We start from the raw sequence: 26,085 nt of genomic DNA, 5'->3' as shown, positions 1-26,085 counted from the left end.
ATTATGCAGGGATTTTATGCAATACTGTTATTAGTCGTATCGAATGTCTTTATGACGCTTGCGTGGTACGGTCATCTGAAGATGAAACAACAGTTCAGTTGGTTTGAAAGTCTGCCGTTGATCGGTGTTATCTTGTTTAGCTGGGGGATCGCTTTCCTGGAATATTGTTGCCAGGTTCCCGCTAACCGGATGGGATTCCGTGAGAATGGCGGTCCGTTCAATCTTATACAATTAAAAGTGATACAGGAGGTTATTACTTTAGTGGTCTTCATCGCTTTCAGCACGATCGCTTTTAAGGGAGAATCTTTCAAGTGGAATCATGCGCTGGCTTGTTTGCTGTTGGTTGCAGCTGTCTATTTGGTGTTTAAGAAATAATTGGCATCAGTGGTTCAGTTTTAGTCTAATATCTTGATTTTCGAGTTTTTTATTCATAAACAGTCGCTTTCGGTATTATGGAAAAGGCGAATAGCCCCTGGCTGGTTATCTGTTTACATATTCTATTCTAACGCATGAGTACTGACCTTTTAGTTGAATAATCCTATCTTCTTTTCTTTTTGTCAGCTATCGAACGCTTGTTTGTCAGCCGTCAAACGCTTATTTGATAACTGTGAAACAAGCGTTCGATAAATGACAAACAATAAAAAGATGCTAACTTTCATAATAAGAAGCCGTTATCTATCCTGTTATTATCTACTGGCCCTGACTTACTTTCGCTTGAAGGAGTGAACTAAAAACAGATGTTGATATTAGGTATGAATATGAAGCATTATTCTAAAAGTAGAACCGTTTCCTTCATATATTAATTTTTATATTCTTTGTTTTCTGCTCCGCAGGCGGCACATTTAGGAATCCAAGAATTCAATAGCCCACAAGTTGAACATCTCCAATGTCCCGGTATTGTTCCGATATCTGGTGTTCGGTTACTGTGTCCGGAGGCCACTAAGTCAACACTTCCTTCATATGCCATATTTAAAGGAACATTATTGATTTTGGTTATGACTAATCTTCCATAACCTTGTTGGTCTGACCCGGTAAACTTTACATCTACGAAACAGTCGTGAGCACCTGGTTTAAGTACTGTAGTGATGGTACGAAAAGAACCTCCGTTATTTGGATAAATTCGAACATTGGTTCCTATACCTGCTTCATAACGGCATCCGTTTGTTCCTTCAAATGCAAAGATAAAAGTATATTCAGCCTCTTCTGTACAATATATTTGCCCGGAAATTGAATTATCGCCATTAGAAAGTGTATGTGTTGTTTTTATCATGTTTTTGTTTAGATCAATTTCCGTCATATTTGGAATTTTCGGTTCCACAAATAGGGCATTTATCACTCCAGGAATTAAGAATACCACAACTCGGACAGTGCCAATGCCCTGGTATTGTTCCACCACTTGTGTCTTGCAAATTACTGTATCCGGAAGCTACTAGATCGACTGATTCACCAGTATACTCGCTGGATAACGGGTTGTTGTTAATTTGGGTTATAATCAGTCTTGCATAGCCTTGTTGATCTGGTCCGGTGAATAATAGATGTACATAACAGTGATTAATTCCCGGCTTAAGAACTCTTGTTATTGTTCGGAAATTACTTCCGTTATCAGGGCGTATCATTGGAGAAGTGCCTATACTTGCTTCATAACCCACATTTCCTGTCGCTTCAAAAGCAAATATAAATGTATATGTAGCTTCTCTTGAACAATAAATATCTCCTGAAATCCAACAATCTCCGGTTTCGGAAGTGATTGTTTCTATGTTATTGAAATAAGTAAAATCTTTAATGACGGAACGAGTCATTATATTGGATTCAGAGTCCATGGTTATCGAATTATCACATGCGGACATTGCCAATAATAGGCTTAAAAAAATATAGGATCGATTATTCATGATTTTAATCGTTTGACTTAATAGAAATATAAAAATAATAAAAGAGAGTATGTCACATATTGGCATACTCTCTTTTGTTGATTAATTTAAAATAACTCCACTATTGTCTGTCGGATTTTGTGTCAACGTGCTACCACTTGGGTAGGAGTTAATGGCATCCTGCGAGATATAGAACGTAACGCGGTAGTCGGTAGCCGGTATATCTTTCGTTGCTTCGTGAGGACCGGGATAACGGCGGTACAATGTATCGCCGTTGCGGAATACATCAAAGCTGCGTTCGGCCTGATAAGCCAATTCAAGTTGACGCTCTTTGTCAATCAACGTGGAGGCATTGTTTGCATCCAGAGATGAATAACCGGCACCGGGGATAGAACGCTCGCGGATAGTGTTCAGATCGGCTAATGCTTCACTGTAACGTCCTAGCTTAGCATATGCCTCCGCACGGTTAAGATAGATTTCGCCCAAACGGGAGATGATTGGAGAATGAAGATGTGAGTCTTCACCTTCGCGCGAACATTTTGTGATATAAAACTCGGGATAAACACGGTTTAATGACATCTGATAGTCGATAACACCTGTGTAGGTTTCTCCGTCAGAATAAGATATCGAGTAGATTTGCTGTGCTTCGTCTACTACAGTCATCGGATAAGTTTTTTCTTCTCCTTCAACAACTTCCGTACAGCGGTATTGGTTGCCGTTCTTGTTTAAAGTTGCTTGCACGTAGTTGAAGTTTGTGTGTTCACCACTTGCGTTGTATACTTTCTTGATAAAGCGGAAAACTTCTGTGTATTTGCCGTTATCATCAACCACATACTGTGGCTCAATGAAGTTTGCACGTGCATCTACAATCTTCTTCCGGTCAGGACGCCAGTCGTTGCGGCCTGTTTCGTTCAGCAAGTCAATATATTTGGCACTGGCGAACATTTCGCCCCAACCCATACCGCCGATGTTGGCATACATACCACCGATGCCGTAATAATGGTCGAAGCCGGAGAATTCGGAAGCTACCCGTTTTACAACGAAGATAGACTCTTTATTGTTTTCCGGTGTATAGGTGTTGTAGTTCATAAACTCGTTATGTGGTAACAACTGATAAACACCGGAGTTGATTACTTGCGTAGCATAGTAAACAGCCGAGTCTGCATATTGTGTGTTAGGATTTGAATAAGTACCGCTCATATATAAATATACGCGCGACAACATGGCTTGAGCAGCTCCGATGGATGCGTAGGCCGGACCTTCATTGATAGTCAGCATGCTTTCTGCTTTGCGCAAGTCGGCAATAGCTTGTGCATAACTTTCTTCAACCGTTGAACGGTCTGGTAATTGCAAATTCTCTAGATCATCTGGTGTTCCGTTGACGATAGGTACCCCCAGATTTTTATTTGGCGCTTGATAATAAGGGCGGGAGTAGGCACGAGTAAGGTAGAAATACATCATACCTCTGATATAGTAGCATTCGCCCAACTTGTTGTCTATGTCTTCGCTTTGTCCTTCTTCAATCATTTTGATGATGTTGGAAGTCTGGGCTATGGCTTTGTAGCCTGAATTCCAGAAGGCATCCAGTCGATAATTCTCGGCAGTACGAGAGAAAGAGATGAATTCGTAGAATGCATCCGTGGATGAGCCTCGAATCATCATATTGTCGCCCGCATATTCACCGAGGCGGTGCATCGGGTCAGACCATGTTTTCAATTGGGCATAGGCGCCACGCACTAAGCCGTCGAGTGCTTTATTCGGGTCCGAAGTTATGTCTTCGGCCGCCATGCTTCCATTAGGTAATCGTTCGATATCGCAGGAAGTCAACAGTGTTCCTATGCAAACAGTTGCCAGAAAGAATTTCTTTATATTAGTTTTCATATTTACTTAGCTAGTTTAGAATGTTAAATTAAGACCGAACATGAATTTGCGTGTAGACGGATAAACTGAAGGACCGGCAGAGCCGATAACAGAAATTGTTCCGTCGTCATTGGCTTTAGCTGGTATTTCCGGATCTACACCCGAATAACCGGTGACTGTGAACAGGTTTTCACCAGCAAAGAAGATGCGCATATTCTGGATGTAATACTTGGGCAGACTTAGGTTATAGCCAATAGTAAGCGAACGCAGTTTCAGATAATCGCTATCTTCCAGATAACGGCTGGAAGGGCTGTTTGCTTTTGATTGATTATTATAAGATGGAACAGGATGTGTTGCGATATCGCCAGGTTTTTCCCAACGATTCCATCCATCCTTCAATTTCATCTGGTTGCGGTCGGTGTAAGTACCGTCGGCATCATATTCTTGACGGGAATAGTTATAGATCTTACCACCGAGAGAGAAACCGAATACGGCATTCAGATCAATGTTTCTCCAGCTTAATGAGGTGTTGAATCCACCAAACAGTTTCGGTGTAGATGGTTTGCTGATCACAAAGTCGGCCTTTGTGTAATCATCTGTTATGACACGGCTGCCGTCTTCTGTGGTAGTGTACCATTGCGGAGCTCCGTTTTCCGGGTTTACGCCAGCCCATTCTTTTACATAGAATGCGTCACTGCTATAGCCTACCTTCAGAATTTTCGATGCTTCACCGGCAATACCTATACCACCGCCAATAATGACTTCCATATTAGGATCGTCTCCATACAGCTTTTCTACTGTATTATTGTTGTGTCCCACGTTGGCTTCGAGGCTCCAGTTCCAGTCTTTAGTGCGGATAATGTCACCACCTATAGTAAGTTCGATACCTTTGTTACTGATTTCACCAATATTTTGCCAACGACTGGTTACACCTGTAAGACCAGATAGCGGGGTCTTGTAAAGTACGTCTGTCGTGTACTTATTATAGTAATCGAATACAATGCGCAGGCGGTTATTAAACAAGTTGGCGTCCACGCCGATACCGAATGTGGCTGTTTCTTCCCAAGTTAAGTTCGGATTGCCGACTTGGCTGATCAATGTACCCGGTATGCCATCATAGTTGGCTGAAATTGAATAAAGGGCATATTGCGGATAATAATCACCCGGACGGTTACCCATGATACCGTATGAAGCACGAACTTTGAGTGCGTCTACCCATTTTGCATTGAACCAATGTTCACGACTGATATTCCAGCCACCACTAACTGAATAGAAATTACCATAACGGGCGTCTGAACCGAAGTTGGATGCTCCGTCGCGACGAAGAGATAGCTCTGCCACATAACGGTTATCGTATGAGTAGTTTCCGCGGAAGAAGTAAGATTGAACTGCCGATTCAGTTAGGCTTCCTCCCACTTTTTCAGGTAAGGCAGTTACATCCAGCACCTCAAATCCAGGAGCGAACCCTGTTCCTATAGCCTTGATGGCTTTTCCTTGATAGTCTTTGAACTCGTAAGCCAATACGGCATCTACCGAGTGTTTGCCAAACATTTTGTTGAAGTTCAACAACTGGTTGGTATAGCGGCGGCTCGTATTGCTTTGGTATTCTTCGATACGACCATTTACGCCGGAGGCTCCATTGCTTCGCGGATCGCTATATGATTGATAATAATAATTTGTGTATTGGAAACTGTTTACTGAACGGAATGTCAACCAATCTGTAATCTTAATATCGAAATCCAAGTTACCAAGGAACTCGTAAGTCTTATAATCAGTATGATTGCCATACGAAAGATCGTTCAGGTAGTTTGTCTGCTGGCTGTTGACCCATCCTTGGTAACGGTCGGGAACCAATTCGCCATTTTCTTTATAAGGACTGTCCCACGGAAACATGGAGTACATAGATGTAACGGAATACTGTGCATCCTCTACCGTACGCATTGCTCCTGAAACAGAAGGTTTAATAGTCAACCATTTGAATGGTTTATAGTTTGAACGATAGCGGAAGGTGTAGCGCGAATAGTCGTATCCTTTTACAGCTCCCTCTTCGTCGTAGTATCCGACAGAGAAGTATGAACTAAGCTGGTCGTTTCCTCCTGAGAGTGATATGTTATAATCTTGTGTAAAGCCGGATTGAGTGGCCAGATCCCACCAATCGAAATTGGAGTTACGCAATTCCGAGTTCCAGCGAGGGAAAGCAACCATTTCCGGATTGTTGAAAGAGGCGTAGTAGTCATATAGTTCCGCTCCATTCATCATTTCCAGTTTCCCGTTGTTCAACGTGCTGATACCTAGTTTGGCAGAAGCGTTTATCTGTATCTTGCCGCTCTTGGCCGCTTTGGTTGTAATAAGGATAACACCGTTTGCCCCTTCCGAACCATAGATGGCGGTAGAAGCAGCATCTTTCAGGATAGTCATAGTTTCAATGTCCGAAGGATTCAGTAATCCGGCACCGTCTCCAACGATCACACCGTCGATTACCCAAAGTGGAGCTGTCGAACCACTTAATGTCGCTTTACCGCGTACCACAACTGCACCGCTTGAACCCGGTTGTCCGGAACCCGGGGCTACGTACACTCCTGATACCTTACCATTTAGCATGTTTTCAACTGAAGGTGTTGTAATGTCGGTCAGTTTCTCTTCTTTCAGGGTTTGCAAAGCACCCGTTAAACTTTCTTTTTTCTGAACACCGTAACCAACGATAACAACTTCTTCCAAAGCTTGAGAATCTTCTTTCAGGTCGATCTTGATAGTAGACTGTCCGGTATAGGGGATTTCTTGTGTGATATAACCGACGAAAGAAACCTGAATGATGTCTCCGCGCTTCAAACCTTCTAAAACAACCTTACCGTCGGTATCGGATACATTACCCGTAGTTGTCCCCTTCACAATCACAGATGCTCCGGTTACTGGACCTAGGGCATCTTCCACAACGCATGTCACTCTTCCCGTTTGTTGGGAAATACTGGTACTAGGCTCTGCTGGTGTAGTTCCTGCAAAAGTTGTTCCTGGGGAAGCTAATGTTCCCGCCAGTAGAATAAAGCTAACTAAATTTAATTTTTTTCGCATGGAAATTTAGATTAAAAATAATATTTGATGTATAAATCTTTCTATCCCATGAACCAAAACAGATTTTACTTTTTAGATTTGGCATGTAGGATTTGTGTTAAATCATAGTTCTAAATGGACTATGGTTGAATTTTTCTTAGACAATATTTTTCTTGGTGTAGCTGATGAATATTTGGTGAAGAATAAGGCTGTAGAGGGCTTTTTTCGAGGTTGTAGATAAGGAGGTGTTAAAAAACATTCTTGGGTATGTGTATATTTTTTAATAACAAAACATGATTAAATAAATATTTCATATATTTGTCACAAATAAACCATAGTCCATTTAGGACTTATCCCTGAATTATCATTTGTTTACTAAAATATCAATAGAAAATAGGAGCATGAGTTCTATTGTATCTATTATGTTGCATTAAGGCTAGAAGAAGAGTTTCTTTTTATAGTCGTTTTCGCTATTGGTATTTCTGTGTTTATTTAATTGGAAAGGTTGTTTTTTAATCTTAAGTAGGCATATTGAGGTTGTGGATTGTTGTGAGTATAAGTTTGTTAGGTATAGATATCAGGTTTTATAGTTGTTTTTTTATAAAATTCATAATCTCTGTTTCCTTTTCCGGATGGAACCATTCGATCTCCGTATCCCGTTTGAACCAGGTCATTTGCTTGCGGGCATAAACACGTGAGTTGCGTCTGATCTTTTCAACTGCGAAGTCCAAAGACCATTCCCCATCAAAATACTTGAATAGTTCTTTGTAGCCGACTGTGTTAAGCGAGTTGAGGTGACGGTGAGGATACACTTTACGTGCCTCTTCAAGCAGTCCGTCATCCATCATCTGGTCGACCCGGTGGTTGATACGGTCGCATAACTCTTCCCGGTCGCGGGTCAATCCGACTTTAATAATATTGAAAGGACGTACTTTTTTTATATTGGTACGGAAAGAGGAGTAGGGCTTTCCCGTCATCCGACAGATCTCTACGGCATGGATAACCCGTTTGTAGTTCATGCGATCTACTTCATTGTAATGAATCGGGTCCGCTTCTTTTAACTCTGCCAGGATAGGTTCCAACCCTTCACGTTCGAACTGGGCGTAGATGGCATCACGTATCTCGGGAGTGACAGTAGGGATATCGTCGATCCCTTTGCATACGGCGTCGATATACATCATGGAACCTCCGGTCATAACCACTGTCGGAGTTGTCTGGTGAAGTGTATTTAATAGGGAAATAACATCTTCTTCAAAGTTACTGGCACTGTAATAATCGGTCAACTCGAGTGTGCCGACCATGTAATGTTTTACTCTTGCCATTTGCTCCGGGGTGGGAGCGGCAGTACCGATAGGCAGGTCTTTATATAGCTGACGGGAGTCGGATGAGATAATAGGCGAACCGAAGTACTCTGCTACGCGCAGACTCAGCTCTGTTTTTCCGACTCCTGTCGGCCCAAGTAATATGATAAGGGAATTCATTTATTAAAAACGCTCGTCGTCGTATGGATTTTCCATCGGTCCGTCACCTAAGCCTTCGAAACCGCCTTTATCCAGTTCGTCGATGTCGTATTCAGAGTCACCGTAGAAGTCTTCGCCGATATCTGTTGTTGTACTTTTGGTTTCAAACTCATCGAAGTCGACCGTTTGTGCGGGAGGAAGACCGATTGATTTGCTGATTATTGCTTTGTCGAGGTCTTTGCCCGGCTCTATTTCACGGAGTTCCATAAAGAAGGCACGTTCGGTCATATAGTCGAAAACGAACATAAGTTTCTGGTGTTCGTCTTCGAGCAATTCTTCCAGACGAGTGTCACCCATTATATAGCTATCCACTTCTGATGTGGTGTCCATTTCAACCAATGTTATTTCCGTATTCTTGCTCCAGTCGTCGTCACAAATAAAGAAAGAACACATCTGATCTTTCGTGTAACCAACTGAGTCCAGGATGGCGTCGTGGAGATCGAGGAAAGTAGCTTCCGCGTCAATCTTGATCTCGCGCTTGAAGTCATCTACTTCATCTGATAGAATGAGGAATCTAAATACCATAGTCTTTTTAGTTTTTTGTTGGTTCAAAAGTAGTAAAAAATATCAATACCAACATATCAACGATATAAAAAAAGAGGTCTGTGGATTCAGTAATATAAAACAAAAGGGCCGTTAACCCTGCGAGGAGTTGACAGCCCTTCAAAATTGTTTATTTTTCTTATCGTTTACTCGTCGATGGAACCTCTAACGATACCCCGTTCGGAAGTCTTGATAAAGTTTAAGATCAAGTCTCTTTCTATGCTGGGTACATATTCAGTTTCGATCGCTTTCAGCGCCTCTGTATTGTTCAGCCCGCGTGTATATAAAGTACGGTAGATATCCTGGATCAGGAATACCTGTTCGTTGGTGAATCCGCGGCGGCGTAGACCGACGATATTGATACCGCAATAAACGATCGGGTCGCGACCGATCAACGTATAAGGAGGAATATCTTTTCCGATACGTGAACCGCCCTGAACCATTACATGCTTGGATATGCGGGTAAACTGGTGAACCAGACTACCGCCGCTGACAATGGCAAAGTCGTCAATCTCCACTTCTCCGGCTATCTGGCAGGCATTACCGATGATAATATGATCTTTCAGTACACAATCGTGGGCGATATGGGAATACGCCATAATCAGGCAGTCGCTTCCGACTACGGTCTTGCCTTTCGATGCTGTACCACGGTTGATCGTAACACATTCGCGGATAGTAGTATTGTTTCCTACTTCTGCGGTTGTCTGCTCTCCGTTGAACTTCAAGTCTTGTGGAATACCGGCAATTACAGCTCCCGGGAAGATGGAACAATTGTTTCCGATCCTGGCCCCGTCGAGAATGACTGCGTGTGAATAAATGTGACAATTGTCGCCTATTACTACATCCTTTTCAATCACTGCAAAAGGATCTATCGTTACATTCTGGCCGATCTTTGCTTCGGGATGTACGACTGCTAAAGGGGATTGATTCATTGCCTTCTTCTATTATTTATTTTTTATAATCTGAGCCATAAATTCAGCTTCGCATACCAGCTTGTCGCCTACGAAGATATAACCTTTCATCGTAGAGATACCGCGGCGGATAGGAGCCAGCAGCTCCAGGCGCAGGATCAAAGTATCTCCCGGCACCACTTTCTGACGGAACTTCACTCCGTCTATCTTCATGAAATAAGTAGAATAACGTTCCGGTTCGTCTACTGAATTCAGAACGAGCAAACCACCTGTCTGAGCCATTGCTTCTACCAGCAATACACCCGGTGTTACAGGTTCCTGGGGGAAGTGTCCGGTAAAGAACGGTTCGTTTGTCGTAATATTTTTTATTCCGACGATGTAATCTCCGCCGATTTCGATGATCTTGTCGACCAACAGGAACGGGTAACGGTGAGGAAGCAACTCGCGGATACGGTTGATATCCATGATCGGTTCTGCATTTGGATCGTAGATCGGAGCCTGTACTTCGTTCAGTTTAATATCTTTGCGGATCATACGTGCCAACTGGTTGTTGATCTTATGACCCGGACGGGTAGCGATGATGCGTCCATGGATAGGTTTGCCGATCAGTGCAAGGTCACCCAATACGTCGATCAGTTTATGGCGTGCCGGTTCGTTATCGAATACCAGCGGCTTATTGTTGATATACCCCAGTTCGTGTACGTCTTTGTGAGGAATGCCCAATTCGTCAGCCAGTTTGTCGAGTGCATCCTGCGGCATCTTCTGGTCGTAGATTACGATTGCATTGTCGAGGTCGCCCCCTTTGATCAGGTTGTTCTGGCGAAGCATTTCCACTTCGCGAACGAAGACGAATGTACGTGATGCGGCCAGTTCTGTCGGGAATTCGCTCAGGTCGTTCAGTGTAGCGAACTGATTCGACAATACGGGAGAGTCGAAAGAGATCAGTACATTTACACTGAATTTATCGTCCGGAAGAATGATCAGTGAAGAACCGGTTTCTTCGTCTTTTACTTCGATCTTATGTTTTACGATGTAATAGTCTTTCGGTGCATTCTGTTCAACAATCCCGGCTTTTTGGATTTCTTCAGCGAAGAAACGTGAACTACCATCGAGGATAGGGAATTCGGGAGCATTCACTTCGATCAGGCAGTTATCGATTTCGTAGGCATATAAAGCTGCCATCGCATGTTCAACGGTGCTGATCTGAATGCCGTTTTTAGAGAGAACAGTGCCTCTTTGTGTACTGGCCACGTTTTCTGCCAATGCATCAATAATAGGTTGTCCTTCCAGGTCAACACGTTTAATTTTGTAACCATGGTTTTCAGGTGCCGGATTGAATGTTATCTGGATATCCAGTCCGGTATGCAAGCCTTTACCTTGCATCGAGAAACTCTTGGCTAGCGTCTTTTGTTTCTGCATACGTATATTATTTATTGATTTCTTTCTTTAATTGTTCGATCTCGCGCTGTAACTGTCCCATGGTGCGGTACATATCCGGCAGACGGTTGAATATCGCACTCGAACGCATGAAGTTTTTCGCATCGATGGCAGGAGCCCCCAATACGGTTTTTGCTTCCTTAATATCGCTGATCACACCTGCCTGTGCGCCGAATACTACATGGTCGGCAATATGGATGTGTCCTGCCAGACCCACCTGTCCGCCAAACATACAATGACTGCCGATCTTTACAGAGCCGGCAATACCTACCTGAGCAGCCATTACTGTATTTTCGCCTACTTCCACATTGTGGGCGATCTGAACCAGGTTGTCCAGTTTTACACCCCGGCGGATAATGGTTGAACCCATTACTGCACGGTCGATCGTAGTGTTGGCGCCGATTTCTACATTGTCTTCCAACACAACGTTGCCTAACTGCGGGATCTTTTTGTAATTATCTCCTTCGGGAGCAAAACCGAAACCGTCCGAACCGATCACAGAACCGGCATGCAGGATACAATTGTCTCCGATTTTACATCCGTTATATATGGTTGTATGAGGATAAAGAAGGCAGTTATCTCCAACGGTAACACCGTCGCCGATATATACGTTGGGAAATATCTGGCAGTTTTTACCCAGCTTTACGTTCTCGCCGATATAAGCGAAATTGCCGACGTAGCAATCTTCTCCCAATGTAGCAGAGGCTGCAATAAAGGCAGCCGAAGATACCCCGGCCTTTTTGGGTTTAGACTGTTCTACCAAATTGAGTAACATGGCAAGTGCAGCATAGGCATTTTCAACCTTAATTAAGGTGGCAGTAATTTGTTCAGCCGGAGAAAAGTCGTTATTTACCAGAACAATGCTAGCTTCTGTATTATAGATATAATGTTCGTACTTAGGATTGGCCAGGAATGATAATGTTCCGGGTTGTCCTTCTTCTATTTTTGAGAAGTTGCTGACTCTCACTTCCGGATTGCCTTCAACGGTTCCGCCAAGAAAGTCCGCTATTTGTTGGGCTGATAACTCCATTACTTATTTTGTTAATTGTATTTGAATCGAGACTGCTCCACTAAGAATAAAGCAGTTTGCAAAAATGGTGAAAATAATTGGGATTGCCTATGCTTTGCAGGGAATAATTCCCTTATCATGCAGATATCCTGCCATTTCACGCTGTACTTCTTCTGCAGCTTTACGGGAGTACGAAGCAAAATCCTCTGATTTATCAGCATAAATGATCGCACGGGAAGAGTTGACTAACAGACCGCATTCGTCGTTCATACCATACTGTGCAACTTCATGCAGGCTACCTCCCTGTGCTCCGACACCCGGAACAAGTAAGAAATGATTTGGTGCGTATTTACGGATATCCAGGAACATTTTTCCCTGAGTAGCACCGACTACGTACATCATTTGTTCGTTTGTTGCCCAGTCCTGTGACTTTTTAAGTACTTTCTCGAACAGACGTTCGCCGTTGGCATCTTCTGTCATCTGGAAATCCTGTGAACCTTTGTTCGACGTAAGAGCCAATAGGATAACCCATGCTTCCGGATAGATCAGGAATGGTTTTACGCTGTCTTCACCCATATAAGGGGCCACTGTTACGGCATCAACCTTGATATGATCGAAGAAAGAGCGGGCGTACATTTCGGAAGTATTACCGATGTCGCCACGTTTAGCGTCAGCGATAATGAACTGATCCGGATAATTCTCATGCAGATAAGTGACTGTCTTCTCAAAGGCAAGCATACCTTTCACACCCAGACTTTCGTAGAATGCTAGGTTCGGTTTGTAAGCTACGCAATAATCGGCAGTAGCATCGATGATCGCCTTGTTGAAAGCGAAGATCGGGTCTTCTTCAGAAAGTAAATGCTGCGGGATCTTCTTTATATCTGTATCCAATCCGACACAGAGGAAGGATTGTTTCTTTTTGATGTTCTCGAATAATTGTTGCTTGTTCATCTTGTTTCGTGTCAAATAATGAAATTGTTATAATTCCGCTTCTTTCAGGCGTTCTGCATTTTCGGCAACGGTCAGTTGGTCGATGCAGGCTTGTATATCGCCGTCCATGAAAGCGGACAGATTGTAAATCGTGTAGTTAATACGATGATCGGTGATACGTCCTTGCGGATAGTTGTATGTACGGATCTTCGCGGATCGGTCGCCCGACGAAACCATTGTCTTACGTTTGTTGGCAATGTCGTCCAGGTATTTCTGATGTTCTTTATCATATATGAAAGAACGCAGGCGTGTAAGGGCCCGTTCTTTATTTTTCGGTTGGTCGCGCGTCTCCGTACATTCGATCAGGATTTCCTCGCTTACACCGGTGTTCGGATTCTTCCAGACGTATCTTAAACGTACGCCCGATTCGACCTTGTTTACATTCTGGCCGCCGGCACCTCCTGAGCGGAAAGTATCCCACTTAATTTCACCTTCGTTAATTTCAACATCAAACTCGTCTGCTTCGGGGAGTACGGCTACTGTTGCAGCAGATGTATGTACGCGTCCTTGGGTTTCGGTTGCAGGTACACGTTGAACGCGATGCACCCCCGACTCATATTTGAGTGTGCCATACACCTTTTCGCCGCTGACGGTGAAAATGATTTCTTTGTATCCGCCCGACGAGCCTTCGCTGCAACTGGAGAGAGCTATTTTCCAACCTTTTGTTTCGCAGTATTTTACATACATACGATACAGGTCGCCGGCAAAGAGGGCGGCTTCATCGCCTCCCGTTCCTCCACGTATTTCAACGATCGCGTTTTTGTCGTCTTCCGGATCGCTGGGTACAAGCAACAGCTTGATTTCTTCTTCCAGTTCCGGAACACGTGCGTTACAGGCATCCAACTCTTCGCGGGCAATTTCCTTCATTTCAGGATCTTGCTCCGTGTCCAGCATCTGCCGGGCTTCTTTTATCCCGTTTAACGTGTTTACATATTCATTGCGGGTAGTCACGATCTTCTCCAGATCGCGATACTCTTTATTGAGTTTTACAAACCGTTTCATATCGGCAATCACTGCCGGGTCGGTAATCAGTGTCCCGACTTCTTCAAAACGGCTTACCAGTCCGTCTAATCTTCCTAATAAATTATTTTCAGCCATTTATCAGATTAATATATGAAGCGACCTTTTTCGCTCTCAATAATCAATTCGTTCTTATCCGCCTCTTCCACGAAGCCAACCACCTGTGCATCGATATTGAAGCTCTTGGCTATGCTGATCACTTCTTCTGCATGTTCGGGCGACAGATAGACTTCCATGCGGTGTCCCATGTTGAACACTTTGTACATTTCACTCCAATCGGTGCCGCTCTGTTCCTGTATGATACGGAAAAGAGGAGGAACCGGGAACAGATTATTTTTCGTAACACGCTTGTTTTCTACGAAGTGCATTACCTTAGTCTGTGCTCCGCCGGAGCAATGTACCATTCCGTGGATCTGTGGACGTAGTTTATCCAATAATACTTTAATTACCGGAGCATACGTGCGGGTAGGGGATAATACCAGTTTACCGGCATCGATACCCAGTTCTTCGATTTTGTCAGTCAGTTTCAGACCGCCGGAATAAACCAACTCGTCTGGAACTGCTGCATCGTAGCTTTCCGGATATTTTTCAGCCAGATATTTGGCAAATACGTCGTGACGGGCAGAGGTCAAACCGTTGCTGCCTGTTCCGCCGTTATATTCTTTTTCGTAGGTAGCCTGTCCGTAGGATGCCATGCCGACAATTACGTCGCCACCTTGTATTTTGCTGTTGTCTACAATGTCTGCACGTTTCATACGGCAGGTTACGGTGCTGTCTACGATGATCGTGCGAACCAGATCGCCTACATCGGCAGTTTCACCTCCTGTTGCATAGCAACCGACGCCCATTTCACGCAGTTCGGCCAACAGTTCGTCTGTTCCGTTGATGATGGCGGAGATTACTTCTCCCGGGATCAACAGTTTATTTCGTCCGATGGTGGATGAAACAAGGATATTATCGACAGCTCCTACGCACAATAGGTCGTCGATGTTCATGATCAGTGCATCCTGTGCAATACCTTTCCACACAGACAGGTCACCGGTTTCTTTCCAGTACATGTAAGCCAGGGATGATTTTGTTCCGGCTCCGTCAGCGTGCATAATGTTGCAGTATTCAGGATCACCGCCTAATATATCGGGGATGATCTTACAAAATGCTTTAGGGAATATTCCCTTATCGATGTTCTTTATTGCATTATGAACATCTTCTTTTGAAGCGGATACACCGCGCAGGTTGTAACGTTGGTCACTCATTGTTTTTACGTATTTGGCCGCAAAGATACTATTTTTTTATCTTACTTATCTAAGTTTTAGCACATCTCCTTCTTCAGGAACGTAATCTTTGTCTTTTTTATTTATCTTATACAGGCTCTTGATTTGTATTCCGTATTTCTGGGAGATGCTGTGCATGGACTCTCCGATTTGTACAACATGGTCGTAATTAGGCTTGTCTGCCTTCTTTTTCTTTTTTTCCAGGTAGACGATATCATTCTTTTGCAATGGGAAATCTTCCGGGACTTCGTTGTACTTCTTAATGTCTTTGACCCTAAAACCCAGGCTTCCGGCAATTTGTTCAAAACTATCGTTGCTTTTGGCATACACATAAAGCAGGCCGTTTGTTTTATAGATCGTATAACGGGCTAACTGTTTTGCCGTCTGGCTTGTCTTTTGGGTGGTTGTTTTGCCGCCTTTAGCCGAGTCATAACGGTAAAGCTCGTAATCTTCGATTACTTTGATCAGTTTGTTGGCATAAGCACGGTCGGTTGCATAACCGCATTTCTGCAATCCTTTGGCCCAACCTTTGTAGTCTTTGATATTTAATCGGAACAGGGATGCGTAACGAGGCCGTTCAGCCAGGAAGCGGGAATGGTCATCGTACGAATCTTCCACCCGTTTATATTTACGGAAGCACTCTCCGCGCAGGTCGTCGTCATGATAGACACGTCCGCCACGCCAGTCGGAATGACATTTAATGCCGAAATGATTGTTTGAGCGCCGTGCCAGGTCGCTTTGTCCGGCTCCGGACTCAAGCACTCCCTGTGCCAGTGTGATACTGGCAGGTATCTTGTATTTTTTCTGATGTTGTATAGCCAGGTCACTGTATGTTTTTATATACTTTTCGTAGGAAGGGATTTTACGCTGGGTAGCAGCATCTGCGAATACTGTAACAAAAAACAATAGACAAAAAATTCGTATCATTAATTTCATAAAAAGAGTCCTCTAAAGTATTTATTTTCGCAAAGATAATGAAGCTGGAGATATTTCTCTTCTAAATAATCTATAAAATACTCGTCTATATTTTGCTGATTTTGGCAAGGAAGTCATAATGCTCTCCCTCTTTTATCATCTCTGCTTTGAAGCCATTGTTGGCCGCATGCAGGCTGAGCGTTTGAAAATCGATGTATAGCCAGTCGAAGCTGCCGCCTTTGGTGTTTTTGTATTGCATGCGGAAATCTACTTCGCCATAATAATCGTCTTCAGGGTCAATATCGAGGTTGCCGTCTTCGTCTTCGAATAAATAGCGTAGGTCGGACGAGTCCATCAACACGCATCCTCCCGGAGCAAGCAGTCTTTTTATTGTCCGGAAGAATTCCGGCAGGTTGGCTATTTTACCTATGATCCCCGAACCGTTCATCAGTAACAAGATCGTGTCGAATGAACCGGTGAACTGTTCATTGAAGAAGTTTTGCAACGCAACCTCTTTCACTCCTCTTTTTTGCATAGTCTCTACGGAGAGCGGAGATATATCGATCGCTTTCACCTCTTTACCCATTTCCTGCAAAGCGAGCGAGTGGCATCCGCTACCGGCACCAACATCCAATATCTTACCCGTACTCATGCGAAGGGCCTCCTGTTCTGTTTCCGGCATTTCCTCAAAACTGCGGAACAGTTGTTTTACCGGGATTTCATCTTCATCGAACATAGAAGAGAATACACGAAGTTTTGTCGCTTTTCCGTTTGCGAAATAATCGGCGATTGCCGCGCCCATCGGGTCTTTATCGGGTGTGAGTAGGGGTATTTGCATATCCTGAGATGGATTTATTTATAATTTATCCGGCAAAGATACAAATTTACTATCTTTGTTTATCTAATATTTTGATTGTATGAAGGAAATCAGACTGGAAACGAAAATAACAGTTTATCCGTTGAACGAAGTTCCGGATGAAGAGTTGCCTTTGGTTCATGCCGCGTTGAAAGCGACAGAACAGTCGTATGCACCTTATTCTAAATTTCATGTGGGTGCGGCTGCATTGTTGGCCGACGGAACGATTGTGACGGGAAGTAACCAGGAAAATGCGGCTTATCCCTCCGGCTTGTGTGCCGAACGGGTCGCTTTGTTCCATGCCGGACATCAGTATCCGGATATTCCCGTGGTAGCCCTGGCGATTGCTGCGGCAACGGGAGGAAAGCAGGTGGAAAGTATTTCTCCCTGTGGTGCTTGCCGGCAGGTTTTGCTGGAAACGGAACAACGATATGGCAAATCGGTGAAAGTATTGCTTTGCGGAACGAAAGAGGTAATGGTCGCTCCGAGCGCAGTTTCGCTTTTGCCTCTTTGTTTCGGAAAGGATAGTCTTTAGTCTGTTCCTGGGGGATTATGTAAAGGTTTTGTTTCATATAGGTGAAACACTTGTTCCATTACGGAGAAACACTTGTTTCATAATAGTGAAACTACAGGCAGATAAGCTGTTTTTGCATAGTTCGGTAGAGAAAAGAAACGGGACAAGAAGTAATACCTCTTGCCCCGTTGTATTTTAAATCGGTTTTCAGGTCAGATACCCAAAGAAGCTTTGATCTGATTGATCTTTTCTTCGGCAGCTTTTTCTGCTTCCGGCAGATCTTCGAGGCTCTTTACTTTTGAATGAACTTCACAGTAGAATTTAATTTTCGGCTCTGTTCCTGAAGGACGGATAGATACTTTTGTATTGTCTTCAGTAAAATATTGCAGAACGTTGGAAGTTGTCGGCATATCCAAAGTGATTGTTTCCTTGTCGATATAACTGTAACCTTTCAGGGAAGCATAATCGTAGAACAACGATACTTTTGAACCTGCAATTTCCTGTAATGGGTTTTCGCGGAAGTTCTTCATCATTGCTTCGATTTCTTCAGCACCGCTTTTTCCTTTCTTTACAACAGAAATACCTTTTTCTTTTGAGAAACCGTATTGTACGTAGATATTCTGCAGCAACTGGAACATTGTGATGCCCTGGTCTTTTGCCCATGCAGCAATTTCAGCCAGGATAGCACATGCAGAAACCGCATCTTTATCGCGAACGAAATCTTCGCAAAGGAAACCGTAGCTTTCTTCACCACCACCGATATAGTTTTTCTTGCCTTCGTTTTTCTTCATTACATCGGCAATCCATTTGAAACCGGTATAAACATCATATAATTCAACACCGTTGCGTTCAGCGATCGTACGGATCAGTTCTGTTGTAACGATTGTTTTTACAATATATTCTTTACCGTTGATCTTACCCAGTTCTTTCCAACGGGTAATCAGGTAATAAACGAACATCAGAGCAGTCTGGTTACCGTTCAGCAGTACCCATTCGCCTTCGTTGTTCTTAACGGCAGCACCTACGCGGTCAGCATCCGGGTCGGAAGCCAGTACCAAGTCGGCATCTGTTTCTTTTGCTTTCTCAACAGCCATTGCCAAAGCAGCCGGCTCTTCCGGGTTTGGAGAGATAACAGTTGGAAAATCGCCGCTTACCACATCCTGTTCGGGGACATGGATTACGTTTGTAAATCCGAATGCTTTCAGTGTATCCGGAATGATACGTACGCCTGTTCCGTGGATCGGAGTGTAGACGATCTTCATATCGTGGTGACGTTTGATAGCTTCCGGTGAAAGGGAGATTGTTGTCAAAGCGTCGATATACAGATTGTCAATTTCTTTACCGATGATTTCGATCAGTTCCTTATTGCCTTTGAATTTGATGTCGCTGGCATTGCGGATCTTGTTTACTTCGGCAATCGTGTTACGGTCGTGCGGTGCGATCATCTGTGCGCCATCGTCCCAATAAGCCTTGTAACCGTTGTATTCTTTCGGATTGTGGGAGGCTGTCAGGATAATACCACTCTGGCATCCCAGTTTACGGATGGCAAAAGACATTTCCGGAGTCGGGCGAAGATCTTCAAACATGTATACTTTGATACCGTTAGCAGAGAAGATATCTGCCGAGATTTCGGCAAACTTGCGGCTGTTGTTGCGGCAGTCATGGCCGATAACGACTTTGATCTGGTCAAGTCCTGAAAATTCTTTTTTCAGGTAGTTTGACAACCCTTGTGTAGCAGCACCTACTGTATAAATGTTCATACGGTTGGTTCCTACCCCCATAATACCTCTTAAACCTCCGGTTCCGAATTCAAGATCTTTGTAAAACGATTCGATCAGATCGGTCGGGTCTTCGTTGTCCAATAAAGCCTGAACCTGCGCTTTTGTTTCGGCATCATAACTTTTAGTAAGCCAGCTTTGCGCTTTGCTTCTTACCATTTCTAGCAGTTCGTTGTTTTCCATACCCAAATATCTTGCATTTATTATATATGTTATTTCCTGATTTATCGAGAAAACAAAGATACAAATTAATTGATTTAAACAATGGCTCGCGTCCTTATTTTCAAGAAAAAAGAAAAGTTCTTTTTTACCATGTAAACGGATATGTATAAGATGTTTGATTTCTACAGGCGTCTGTTACGACCAGTTTTAATGTATGTTTTCCTCTTGTCAGTCGTTCCTTATCGAACTGATAAGTGATGACAGATTTGTTATTCATTTCAAAAAGAACGAATTGTCCGTCTATTTCACCTCGATAAGTCTGTACACCGCTCAGGTTATCCGACAGTCGGAATGAGATCGTTTGTTTACTAATCCATGTAGCCGGATTGAGTGGTGTAACGGTTGGAGGGATAAGGTCTTGCCCGAGTGTATAGGTGCCCATTTCTTTGATATCGGCATCTATCCATCCGTTACGGTAAACGCCTCCTGTCCATGACCGGCGTCCGTTTTGTATACGTATGATGCCGTATTGTTGTTTGTTTTCAAGCGTATCGCTTTGTAAGCGTAAGGAAAGTTTAGCCGATTTATGCAAGGCGACCGGTTTGTTATGCAGCGTATGTGTGGCTCCGAGAGCGGTGCTGTCTTCTTTTACCGAATAACGGAAATACAAATCGTCATAGAGATTTCCCTTGGGAATGGTCAGGCGAATGCCTTTGGCCCCGAAACGGTTGTCGCTCCACCAATGGAATAATTCCGTATTGTCGGTATCGATTTCCGGAATGGGTTGTTCTTTTCCTTCTATCCGGATGGTCAGTTGTGTCGAATTACCGAAAGCGTCAGCCACCCGGTAGGTGAGGTGATAAGTGCGCGGTTCGTCGATGGTCAGTATTCCTTGTTTGATGCTTTCGATAAAGCGGAGGCGGTTACCCGGATCGACAAAACTCTTTATATAGAATGAACGGTGTTCTTTCCACTCTTCGAAGTCGGTAAAGCTGTTCAGGTAACGGGTTTCATCGAAGGCGAAACGATTTAAGTCGCTTCGATAGATAACCTGACTGTCGGCCGTCAGTGTGATATCTTTAATTCCATATATATTGCTGGTGTTATCCATGTAATCGTATCCTTTTATTGCAAGGCCGATTTCTCCCCAGGCTTCGATTTTTCCTGTCAGTGTTGGTTTGCCGTTTTTGGGTGTCACGGGTTTGAGCTCCAGTTTTCGACGGCTACCGTTTACTACACCTTTGCCAGGCATGGGATAAATCATAATCCCCTGTATTTGTGGAGGACGGGTGTCTTCTATCAGGTCTTTGTAGTATTCAATAGGGTCCATCGGTTCTTCTGTTTCTGTGTCGCGCACTTCAAAATGGAGATGTGGACCTCCGGAGCCTCCGGTGTTCCCACTCAGGGCTACGATTTCTCCTTCTTCTACCGGCAATTCGTCCGGTGTCAGCGTCAGGTTTACATTAAAGCTTTCCTGCTCGTATTGTTTTTCCTTGAGATAAGCAGCTATTTTTGGGGAGAATTTCTGCAAATGTCCGTAGACGGTCGTTGTTCCATTGGGGTGAGTGATGTATAGCCCATTTCCATATCCCCATGGACTGACAGAAATGCGTGAAACATATCCGTCTTGTACAGAGTGGATCGGTTTCCCTTCCACACCCTGTGTTTTAAAATCTATTCCGGAATGAAAATGGTTGCTTCTCAGTTCTCCAAAGTTTCCACTTAAAAGAACAGGGATGTCTAATGGTTTTCGAAATTCTTGCGCGTTCGCAGTGGCGGATGTAATTCCGGCTAAAAGGCAGATTCCTGCCAGTATATGATGTATTTGCATATCCTCATTTAATTCAATCTTCGGTAGGCAAAGATAGTAAAAAGTCGGTAATAAGGGGTAAGTGATCGCTATAGCCGCCTTCATATTTGAAACCGTAATATGTACGTGCGGGACGTTTGCCATGCCAGGTTTTATCTTTGGTGAACAGGAAGTCAGGTGCAAATATCCGTATGCTTTCGGGGATGATATGCATTCGTGAGTCTTTCTTAATAAGGTTGCCCGATACAATGATCTGGTCCAGTTGACTCCATTCTCCCTGATATTTGTGTGTTCCGGGGAAGTTTAATGTGTGTGGATTTGCAAAAAGATTATAAAGGGTGGATGTCTCGGCTTTTGTGCAGACAGACATGGCCCCCAACACCTCGGTAATACTGGTGTTTTCCGGTGTGTCGTTGAAGTCTCCCATAATAAGTAACTGGGGTGTTGTGCGTGTCTGTATCAGGGAGTCGCAAAGGTGTCGTAAGGTGCGGGCGGCATCGAAACGATCTGCTTCGCTTTCCTTTTCACCCCCGTAGCGGGAGGGTAGGTGGCAGACGAATACATCCAGTGTGTCTGAGGTCAGAACCTTACCCCAGACGTGAAGGATATTGCGGGTATATTTATGTCGTTTGCGGGTGAAGACGACCGGTTGTTCTTTATGTCCTATGTATCTGAACTTGTCCTGCTGGTAAAGAAGTGCCGTATTAATGCCCCTGATGTCGGAGCCATGTGTCATACAATAGTGATATTGTTGCAGTTTGAGGGGTGTTCGCTTGAGCAGATGGATCAATACAGAGTCGTTTTCTACTTCGCAGAGCCCGACTAAGGCGGGCGTACTCCATTCTCCGGCAGCACTGATTACTTTAGCTATCTGTTGGAGTTTATGGTAATAACGTCCGCGTGTCCAATGGCGGTTGCCGGTTGGGAGAAAATCATTGTCGTTCTTATTCGGATTGTCTTCGGTATCGAACAGATTCTCGACGTTATAACTCATTACTCTGAAATCGAGCTGGGCTTCGATTGGCAGTGTAATGAATAATAAAACGTAAATGATGATAGTTAAGGTTTTGATCATATCTAATTATTTTTATTTGTCTTCTTTCTCCTTGGGAACATATTCATAAGCTCCGATATCCGGTCCATCGTTTGTCAGACGGTTAACGCCATTGCGGTCGATAGGATACTTCTGTGTGATAAAGAGGTCTGCCTTACCAACACCGGGTGTTGTCTCTTTGTCGGGACGGAAATCATACATATATTTATTTTTATCACCGCCGGTCATTCTGTATTCCATCTTGTTTGTATCTTTTCCTGTGACAAAGATGACATCTGGAAACTTGTCGTCTTTTATCTCCTGTAGTTTGATTACACAGTGATTAAACTGATAGTTCAATTTACCATTCAGCGGAGTGGCTTTGAGACTGATAACCAGTTCTCCGTTCGTCAGGTCTTTAGCTGCGGAGTGATTGCCATCGATGATGCAGTTGTCGAAATAGGCTTGTTCCAGACTGTAGGACATGCCACTATCTTTGGGATATTCATCCTGTATGGTTAATGTACCGCCGGTTCGCTGCTTTAAAGTCATGTAGTTGGCTATCGTACAATGTGTGAAACTGTATTTTCCTCCTGCCAATAACACCACATCTGCTGTTGCATTCGTAAATTCACTGTTTGTAGCTTCTATATTACAGTCGATTGCTTTGAATGCAAAGCCGTCCATATTGGTGATTTGTGAATTGTTGATCTTCAGCTTAGAATTTTCCGGATCGGAAGCTTCACACAAAATACCATTGTTCCCGTTGCGCACTATTACGTTATTAAATACATTACCAAAGCTTTCCGGTTTGAAGGTAATACCTTCCCATTGTCCCGGTGTGCGGTCGTAGGGTAATAGATCGTTCAATATGAAATCAAGGCGGTCGCCGCGGAATGTGATCGGTTTTTCGATTGTTCCGTTGGCTATAATTGTTCCTTTGGAGATTATTTTTGCTTTGTCGTGCATGTAGAAAGTCGCACCTTCTTCAATATCGACAGTTACACCATCGTCGATCGTCAGGCTGTCATATATAAGGTAAGGACGTTCTGCCGTCAGTTTGGTGTCTTCTGTCAGTATTTCTCCTCCCTTTATCAAATGAACATCTTGTCCGCATGCTTCCAGCAGAACAGATTGTTTTATTCCGTTGAAGAAGAATATGATTGAATCCTGGACTAATAACGGTTGGTCTTTTCCGTTGGGGTTGACTGTAACCTCTACAAAAATGTACATGCTGTCTTTTGCAGCTACTCTGACATTATCGAAGTTGTCTCCTTTACGGCCATCTACATTAATTCGGAATCCACTGGTGGCTGGCGATGCTTGTAATACTTTCTCGATGTTTAGTGGTTGGTCGTTCCTGTTGTAAACCATGAATTGTTTCGTTGCTGAACCAATAGTCGTGAATACGGTATCGAATGATAAAGTATCTGTCGAGAAACTCAACCGGTGGTTCGGATTGGTCGAATAATTTTCGTCCAGCCCGTCGCATCCTGCCAACAGGTTGAGTAATATGGTACATACTATGAGCAACGGCGCGGTAATTTTTTTCATTTTCTCTGAATGTTAAAATATATGCCTTTGTGTTCTTGTTTCTCAATAAACAAAATATTTATAAAGAAAGTTTTCAGGCATTAACATAAAAAAAGAGGAAAAACACGGTCAAAGTGTTAATCCTCTTTCTATAACGTGAAATATTAAAGTTTATTTTGCCGGGATGCTTTTTAATAATTCCAAAAGGTGAGCCCACCATAAACCAACGGTTTTAATTTCGATCCGTTCGTTCGGAGAGTGAACATCTCTTAATGTCGGTCCAAAAGAAATCATATCCAGGTTAGGATATTTTTCGAGGAACAGTCCGCACTCCAATCCGGCATGGATCGCCATGATCTTAGCGTCTTTATTAAACAGGCGTTTGTAAGTATCCTGTGCTACTTTCAGAATTTTGGAATCCGGATTTGGAGCCCATCCCGGATAACCGTCGCCATGAGTGACCTGGGCGTCTGCCAATAGGAAAGTGGAGGCTACCTGGTTAGCAACAGCTATTTTACAAGATTCGATAGAGCTACGCTGGCTGGTACCTACGACGATTGTATTGCCTTCTTTCATCTTGACAGATGCCAGATTGGTAGATGTTTCTACCAGGCCTTCGATATCGTGGCTCATACCGATCACGCCGTGCGGGCAAGCATGCAACGAGTAGATCAGTTTCCTGGTCGTTTCGTTGTCGATACGTGTTTCCGGTTGATCGGCCGATTCCATAACCAACTGTACGTTGGGATCGACATGTTTCAGCTCGTTTTCGATGTCTGCTGCAAAATGGTTCAGCATAACACGTACCTTTTCTTTATCTTCCGGATACAATCCGATAACGGCATGTGCTTCGCGAGCGATGGCGTTACGCAGGTTTCCGCCGTCAATAGAGCATAATGTAAAGTCGAACTGTTGTTGCAACAGGAACAGGAAGCGAACCAGGATCTTATTGGCATTGCCCAAACCTTTGTGGATTTCGCCGCCTGAGTGTCCACCGTTCAGACCTTTTACATCGATACGGAAATATTGCAGGTTAGGAGAAGTTGCGAGCGGTTCATAATGGAACACTGCCTGTGTATCTTTTCCACCGGCGCAGCCCATAAAGATTTCACCTTCGTCTTCGCTATCCAGGTTCAGTAGGATTTCGCCTGTCATAAAACCTTTTTCAAGGGCTTTGGCACCTGTCAGACCGGTTTCTTCATCTACTGTGAACAGGCATTCGATCGGGCCGTGTTCGATATCATCGGAAGCCAAGATAGCCAGTTCGGCAGCAACACCGATACCATTATCGGCACCTAAAGTGGTTCCGTTTGCACGTAGCCAGTCGCCATCTACAATAGTTTCGATCGGATCGTTGTCGAAGTCATGAACTGTTCCGTTGTTTTTCTCACAAACCATATCCATGTGCGATTGAAGCACGACAACCGGGAGCTTCTCTTTTCCGGGCGTTGCAGGCTTCGACATCAGGATATTTCCGGCTGCATCTTTTTTTATAGCGATTTTATACTCTTTTGCGAACGATTCCAGATATTGGATCATTTTGCCTTCCTTCTTTGAAGGGCGGGGCACTTGTGTTACCTGGTGGAAGAACTTCCAAACGATTTCAGGCTTTAAGTCAGTAATCTTCATAATGTTACAATATATTATAGTTATTACTATATAGTTAATAATGTGATCGTTTTCTGAGTTGTGTATGAAAAAAAGTAGAATTAAATACCAAAAAGATACTTTATAATCACTTAAACTCTTATATTTGCGTCCACAAATATAGAGAAAATGCTTACAACGATATTGCTTACGGTCATAATTCTTGTTATTTGTGTTGTGTTACTTGCAGTAAAAGTGATATTCAAGAAGGGGGGAAGGTTCCCGAATACACATGTCGGAGGTAACAGAGCACTGGGTAAAAAAGGTATACATTGTGCCAAAACACAAGATCGTGAACAAGCGAAGCAAAAGAATCTGTATGATAGAGTGAAAGAAATAGAAGAATAAAATAAGGATTTA

At 43.6% G+C, this 26,085-nt stretch carries 22 protein-coding genes; 3 read left to right on the top strand and 19 right to left on the bottom strand.

Going from position 1 to position 26,085, the window contains the following annotated elements; translation table 11 throughout:
* The first annotated feature begins 3 nt into the window (after positions 1–3).
* Positions 4–375: a DMT family protein gene (locus M1P97_RS22765; RefSeq protein WP_195374718.1), complete on the top strand. Its 372-nt coding sequence runs from the start codon at positions 4–6 to the stop codon at positions 373–375.
* 424 nt (positions 376–799) lie between these two features.
* Here the strand turns inward: M1P97_RS22765 and M1P97_RS22760 are convergent, their stop codons facing one another.
* The 14 genes from M1P97_RS22760 to M1P97_RS22695 all read right to left on the bottom strand — a co-directional run bounded on the left by M1P97_RS22760 (position 800) and on the right by M1P97_RS22695 (position 17,230).
* Entirely contained in the window at positions 800–1,318 is a 519-nt protein-coding gene (locus M1P97_RS22760) for a zinc finger Ran-binding domain-containing protein (RefSeq protein WP_249390299.1), read from the bottom strand.
* Positions 1,284–1,889 carry a zinc finger Ran-binding domain-containing protein gene (locus M1P97_RS22755; protein WP_249390298.1) on the bottom strand — a complete coding sequence of 202 codons (606 nt, stop codon included), beginning with the start codon at positions 1,887–1,889 and terminating at the stop codon, positions 1,284–1,286. The genes M1P97_RS22760 and M1P97_RS22755 overlap by 35 nt, the downstream gene beginning before the upstream one ends.
* Before the next feature lie 81 nt (positions 1,890–1,970).
* Positions 1,971–3,749, bottom strand: a complete 1,779-nt coding sequence (locus tag M1P97_RS22750) for a RagB/SusD family nutrient uptake outer membrane protein (RefSeq protein WP_229058651.1) — start codon at positions 3,747–3,749, stop codon at positions 1,971–1,973.
* 15 nt (positions 3,750–3,764) lie between these two features.
* Complete coding sequence (locus M1P97_RS22745; protein WP_249390297.1) at positions 3,765–6,797, bottom strand: SusC/RagA family TonB-linked outer membrane protein; 3,033 nt, start codon at positions 6,795–6,797, stop codon at positions 3,765–3,767.
* Positions 6,798–7,360: 563 nt separating this feature from the next.
* Positions 7,361–8,257: a tRNA (adenosine(37)-N6)-dimethylallyltransferase MiaA gene (gene miaA / locus M1P97_RS22740; RefSeq protein WP_249390296.1), complete on the bottom strand. Its 897-nt coding sequence runs from the start codon at positions 8,255–8,257 to the stop codon at positions 7,361–7,363.
* Positions 8,258–8,260: 3 nt separating this feature from the next.
* Entirely contained in the window at positions 8,261–8,821 is a 561-nt protein-coding gene (locus M1P97_RS22735) for a plasmid pRiA4b ORF-3 family protein (RefSeq protein ID WP_249390295.1), read from the bottom strand.
* 164 nt (positions 8,822–8,985) lie between these two features.
* Positions 8,986–9,771, bottom strand: a complete 786-nt coding sequence (gene lpxA, locus M1P97_RS22730; protein WP_195374724.1) for an acyl-ACP--UDP-N-acetylglucosamine O-acyltransferase — start codon at positions 9,769–9,771, stop codon at positions 8,986–8,988.
* A 12-nt stretch (positions 9,772–9,783) separates the two neighbouring features.
* Entirely contained in the window at positions 9,784–11,169 is a 1,386-nt protein-coding gene (locus M1P97_RS22725; protein WP_249390294.1) for a bifunctional UDP-3-O-[3-hydroxymyristoyl] N-acetylglucosamine deacetylase/3-hydroxyacyl-ACP dehydratase, read from the bottom strand.
* A 7-nt stretch (positions 11,170–11,176) separates the two neighbouring features.
* Positions 11,177–12,217, bottom strand: a complete 1,041-nt coding sequence (gene lpxD, locus M1P97_RS22720; protein ID WP_195374726.1) for a UDP-3-O-(3-hydroxymyristoyl)glucosamine N-acyltransferase — start codon at positions 12,215–12,217, stop codon at positions 11,177–11,179.
* Between the two features lie 87 nt (positions 12,218–12,304).
* Entirely contained in the window at positions 12,305–13,147 is an 843-nt protein-coding gene (gene pyrF / locus M1P97_RS22715; protein ID WP_249390293.1) for an orotidine-5'-phosphate decarboxylase, read from the bottom strand.
* A 27-nt stretch (positions 13,148–13,174) separates the two neighbouring features.
* Complete coding sequence (gene prfA / locus M1P97_RS22710) at positions 13,175–14,284, bottom strand: peptide chain release factor 1 (protein WP_249390292.1); 1,110 nt, start codon at positions 14,282–14,284, stop codon at positions 13,175–13,177.
* Positions 14,285–14,292: 8 nt separating this feature from the next.
* Positions 14,293–15,459, bottom strand: coding sequence for an AIR synthase related protein (locus M1P97_RS22705; protein WP_249390291.1), 1,167 nt, complete (start codon positions 15,457–15,459; stop codon positions 14,293–14,295).
* A gap of 45 nt (positions 15,460–15,504) precedes the next feature.
* The gene (locus M1P97_RS22700; RefSeq protein ID WP_195374730.1) at positions 15,505–16,413 is read right to left on the bottom strand and encodes a glucosaminidase domain-containing protein; all 909 of its coding nucleotides are present in this window, start codon (positions 16,411–16,413) and stop codon (positions 15,505–15,507) included.
* An 85-nt stretch (positions 16,414–16,498) separates the two neighbouring features.
* Entirely contained in the window at positions 16,499–17,230 is a 732-nt protein-coding gene (locus M1P97_RS22695; protein ID WP_195374731.1) for a class I SAM-dependent methyltransferase, read from the bottom strand.
* 79 nt (positions 17,231–17,309) lie between these two features.
* Between M1P97_RS22695 and M1P97_RS22690 the strand changes: the two genes are divergently transcribed.
* Positions 17,310–17,783 carry a cytidine deaminase gene (locus tag M1P97_RS22690; protein WP_195374732.1) on the top strand — a complete coding sequence of 158 codons (474 nt, stop codon included), beginning with the start codon at positions 17,310–17,312 and terminating at the stop codon, positions 17,781–17,783.
* A gap of 191 nt (positions 17,784–17,974) precedes the next feature.
* On the opposite strand, the gene M1P97_RS22685 is transcribed toward M1P97_RS22690, so the two are convergent.
* From M1P97_RS22685 to M1P97_RS22665, 5 genes are all read right to left on the bottom strand, one after another.
* The gene (locus M1P97_RS22685; protein ID WP_195374733.1) at positions 17,975–19,723 is read right to left on the bottom strand and encodes a phospho-sugar mutase; all 1,749 of its coding nucleotides are present in this window, start codon (positions 19,721–19,723) and stop codon (positions 17,975–17,977) included.
* 124 nt (positions 19,724–19,847) lie between these two features.
* Positions 19,848–21,533, bottom strand: a complete 1,686-nt coding sequence (locus M1P97_RS22680) for a M23 family metallopeptidase (protein ID WP_249390290.1) — start codon at positions 21,531–21,533, stop codon at positions 19,848–19,850.
* A 13-nt stretch (positions 21,534–21,546) separates the two neighbouring features.
* On the bottom strand, positions 21,547–22,587 hold the full coding sequence (locus tag M1P97_RS22675; RefSeq protein WP_195374735.1) for an endonuclease/exonuclease/phosphatase family protein: 1,041 nt from the start codon (positions 22,585–22,587) through the stop codon (positions 21,547–21,549).
* Positions 22,588–22,599: 12 nt separating this feature from the next.
* Entirely contained in the window at positions 22,600–24,099 is a 1,500-nt protein-coding gene (locus M1P97_RS22670) for a hypothetical protein (RefSeq protein ID WP_249390289.1), read from the bottom strand.
* Between the two features lie 150 nt (positions 24,100–24,249).
* A complete protein-coding gene (locus tag M1P97_RS22665) occupies positions 24,250–25,707 on the bottom strand; it encodes an aminoacyl-histidine dipeptidase (RefSeq protein ID WP_195374737.1) in 1,458 nt (485 codons plus the stop codon).
* A gap of 147 nt (positions 25,708–25,854) precedes the next feature.
* On the opposite strand from M1P97_RS22665, the gene M1P97_RS22660 reads away from it, so the two are divergent.
* Positions 25,855–26,073, top strand: a complete 219-nt coding sequence (locus M1P97_RS22660; protein ID WP_075558635.1) for a hypothetical protein — start codon at positions 25,855–25,857, stop codon at positions 26,071–26,073.
* Positions 26,074–26,085: the final 12 nt, after the last annotated feature.

This window comes from Parabacteroides leei, assembly GCF_023369805.1.
Lineage (GTDB): Bacteria > Bacteroidota > Bacteroidia > Bacteroidales > Tannerellaceae > Parabacteroides > Parabacteroides leei.
The sequence above is the reverse complement of the archived record's forward strand: the minus strand, read 5'-3'. Positions and strand labels throughout refer to the sequence as shown.

Coding starts and splice junctions, on each gene's coding strand:
- M1P97_RS22735 (WP_249390295.1), bottom strand. CDS start 8,821: ATGGTATTTAGATTCCTCATTCTATCAGATGAAGTAGATGACTTCAAG.
- lpxD (WP_195374726.1), bottom strand. CDS start 12,217: ATGGAGTTATCAGCCCAACAAATAGCGGACTTTCTTGGCGGAACCGTT.
- M1P97_RS22750 (WP_229058651.1), bottom strand. CDS start 3,749: ATGAAAACTAATATAAAGAAATTCTTTCTGGCAACTGTTTGCATAGGA.
- M1P97_RS22670 (WP_249390289.1), bottom strand. CDS start 24,099: ATGAAAAAAATTACCGCGCCGTTGCTCATAGTATGTACCATATTACTC.
- M1P97_RS22755 (WP_249390298.1), bottom strand. CDS start 1,889: ATGAATAATCGATCCTATATTTTTTTAAGCCTATTATTGGCAATGTCC.
- M1P97_RS22765 (WP_195374718.1), top strand. CDS start 4: ATGCAGGGATTTTATGCAATACTGTTATTAGTCGTATCGAATGTCTTT.
- pyrF (WP_249390293.1), bottom strand. CDS start 13,147: ATGAACAAGCAACAATTATTCGAGAACATCAAAAAGAAACAATCCTTC.
- M1P97_RS22660 (WP_075558635.1), top strand. CDS start 25,855: ATGCTTACAACGATATTGCTTACGGTCATAATTCTTGTTATTTGTGTT.
- M1P97_RS22685 (WP_195374733.1), bottom strand. CDS start 19,723: ATGGAAAACAACGAACTGCTAGAAATGGTAAGAAGCAAAGCGCAAAGC.
- miaA (WP_249390296.1), bottom strand. CDS start 8,257: ATGAATTCCCTTATCATATTACTTGGGCCGACAGGAGTCGGAAAAACA.
- M1P97_RS22725 (WP_249390294.1), bottom strand. CDS start 11,169: ATGCAGAAACAAAAGACGCTAGCCAAGAGTTTCTCGATGCAAGGTAAA.
- M1P97_RS22690 (WP_195374732.1), top strand. CDS start 17,310: ATGAAGGAAATCAGACTGGAAACGAAAATAACAGTTTATCCGTTGAAC.
- M1P97_RS22700 (WP_195374730.1), bottom strand. CDS start 16,413: ATGAAATTAATGATACGAATTTTTTGTCTATTGTTTTTTGTTACAGTA.
- M1P97_RS22695 (WP_195374731.1), bottom strand. CDS start 17,230: ATGCAAATACCCCTACTCACACCCGATAAAGACCCGATGGGCGCGGCA.
- lpxA (WP_195374724.1), bottom strand. CDS start 9,771: ATGAATCAATCCCCTTTAGCAGTCGTACATCCCGAAGCAAAGATCGGC.
- M1P97_RS22665 (WP_195374737.1), bottom strand. CDS start 25,707: ATGAAGATTACTGACTTAAAGCCTGAAATCGTTTGGAAGTTCTTCCAC.
- M1P97_RS22705 (WP_249390291.1), bottom strand. CDS start 15,459: ATGAGTGACCAACGTTACAACCTGCGCGGTGTATCCGCTTCAAAAGAA.
- prfA (WP_249390292.1), bottom strand. CDS start 14,284: ATGGCTGAAAATAATTTATTAGGAAGATTAGACGGACTGGTAAGCCGT.
- M1P97_RS22745 (WP_249390297.1), bottom strand. CDS start 6,797: ATGCGAAAAAAATTAAATTTAGTTAGCTTTATTCTACTGGCGGGAACA.
- M1P97_RS22675 (WP_195374735.1), bottom strand. CDS start 22,587: ATGATCAAAACCTTAACTATCATCATTTACGTTTTATTATTCATTACA.
- M1P97_RS22680 (WP_249390290.1), bottom strand. CDS start 21,533: ATGCAAATACATCATATACTGGCAGGAATCTGCCTTTTAGCCGGAATT.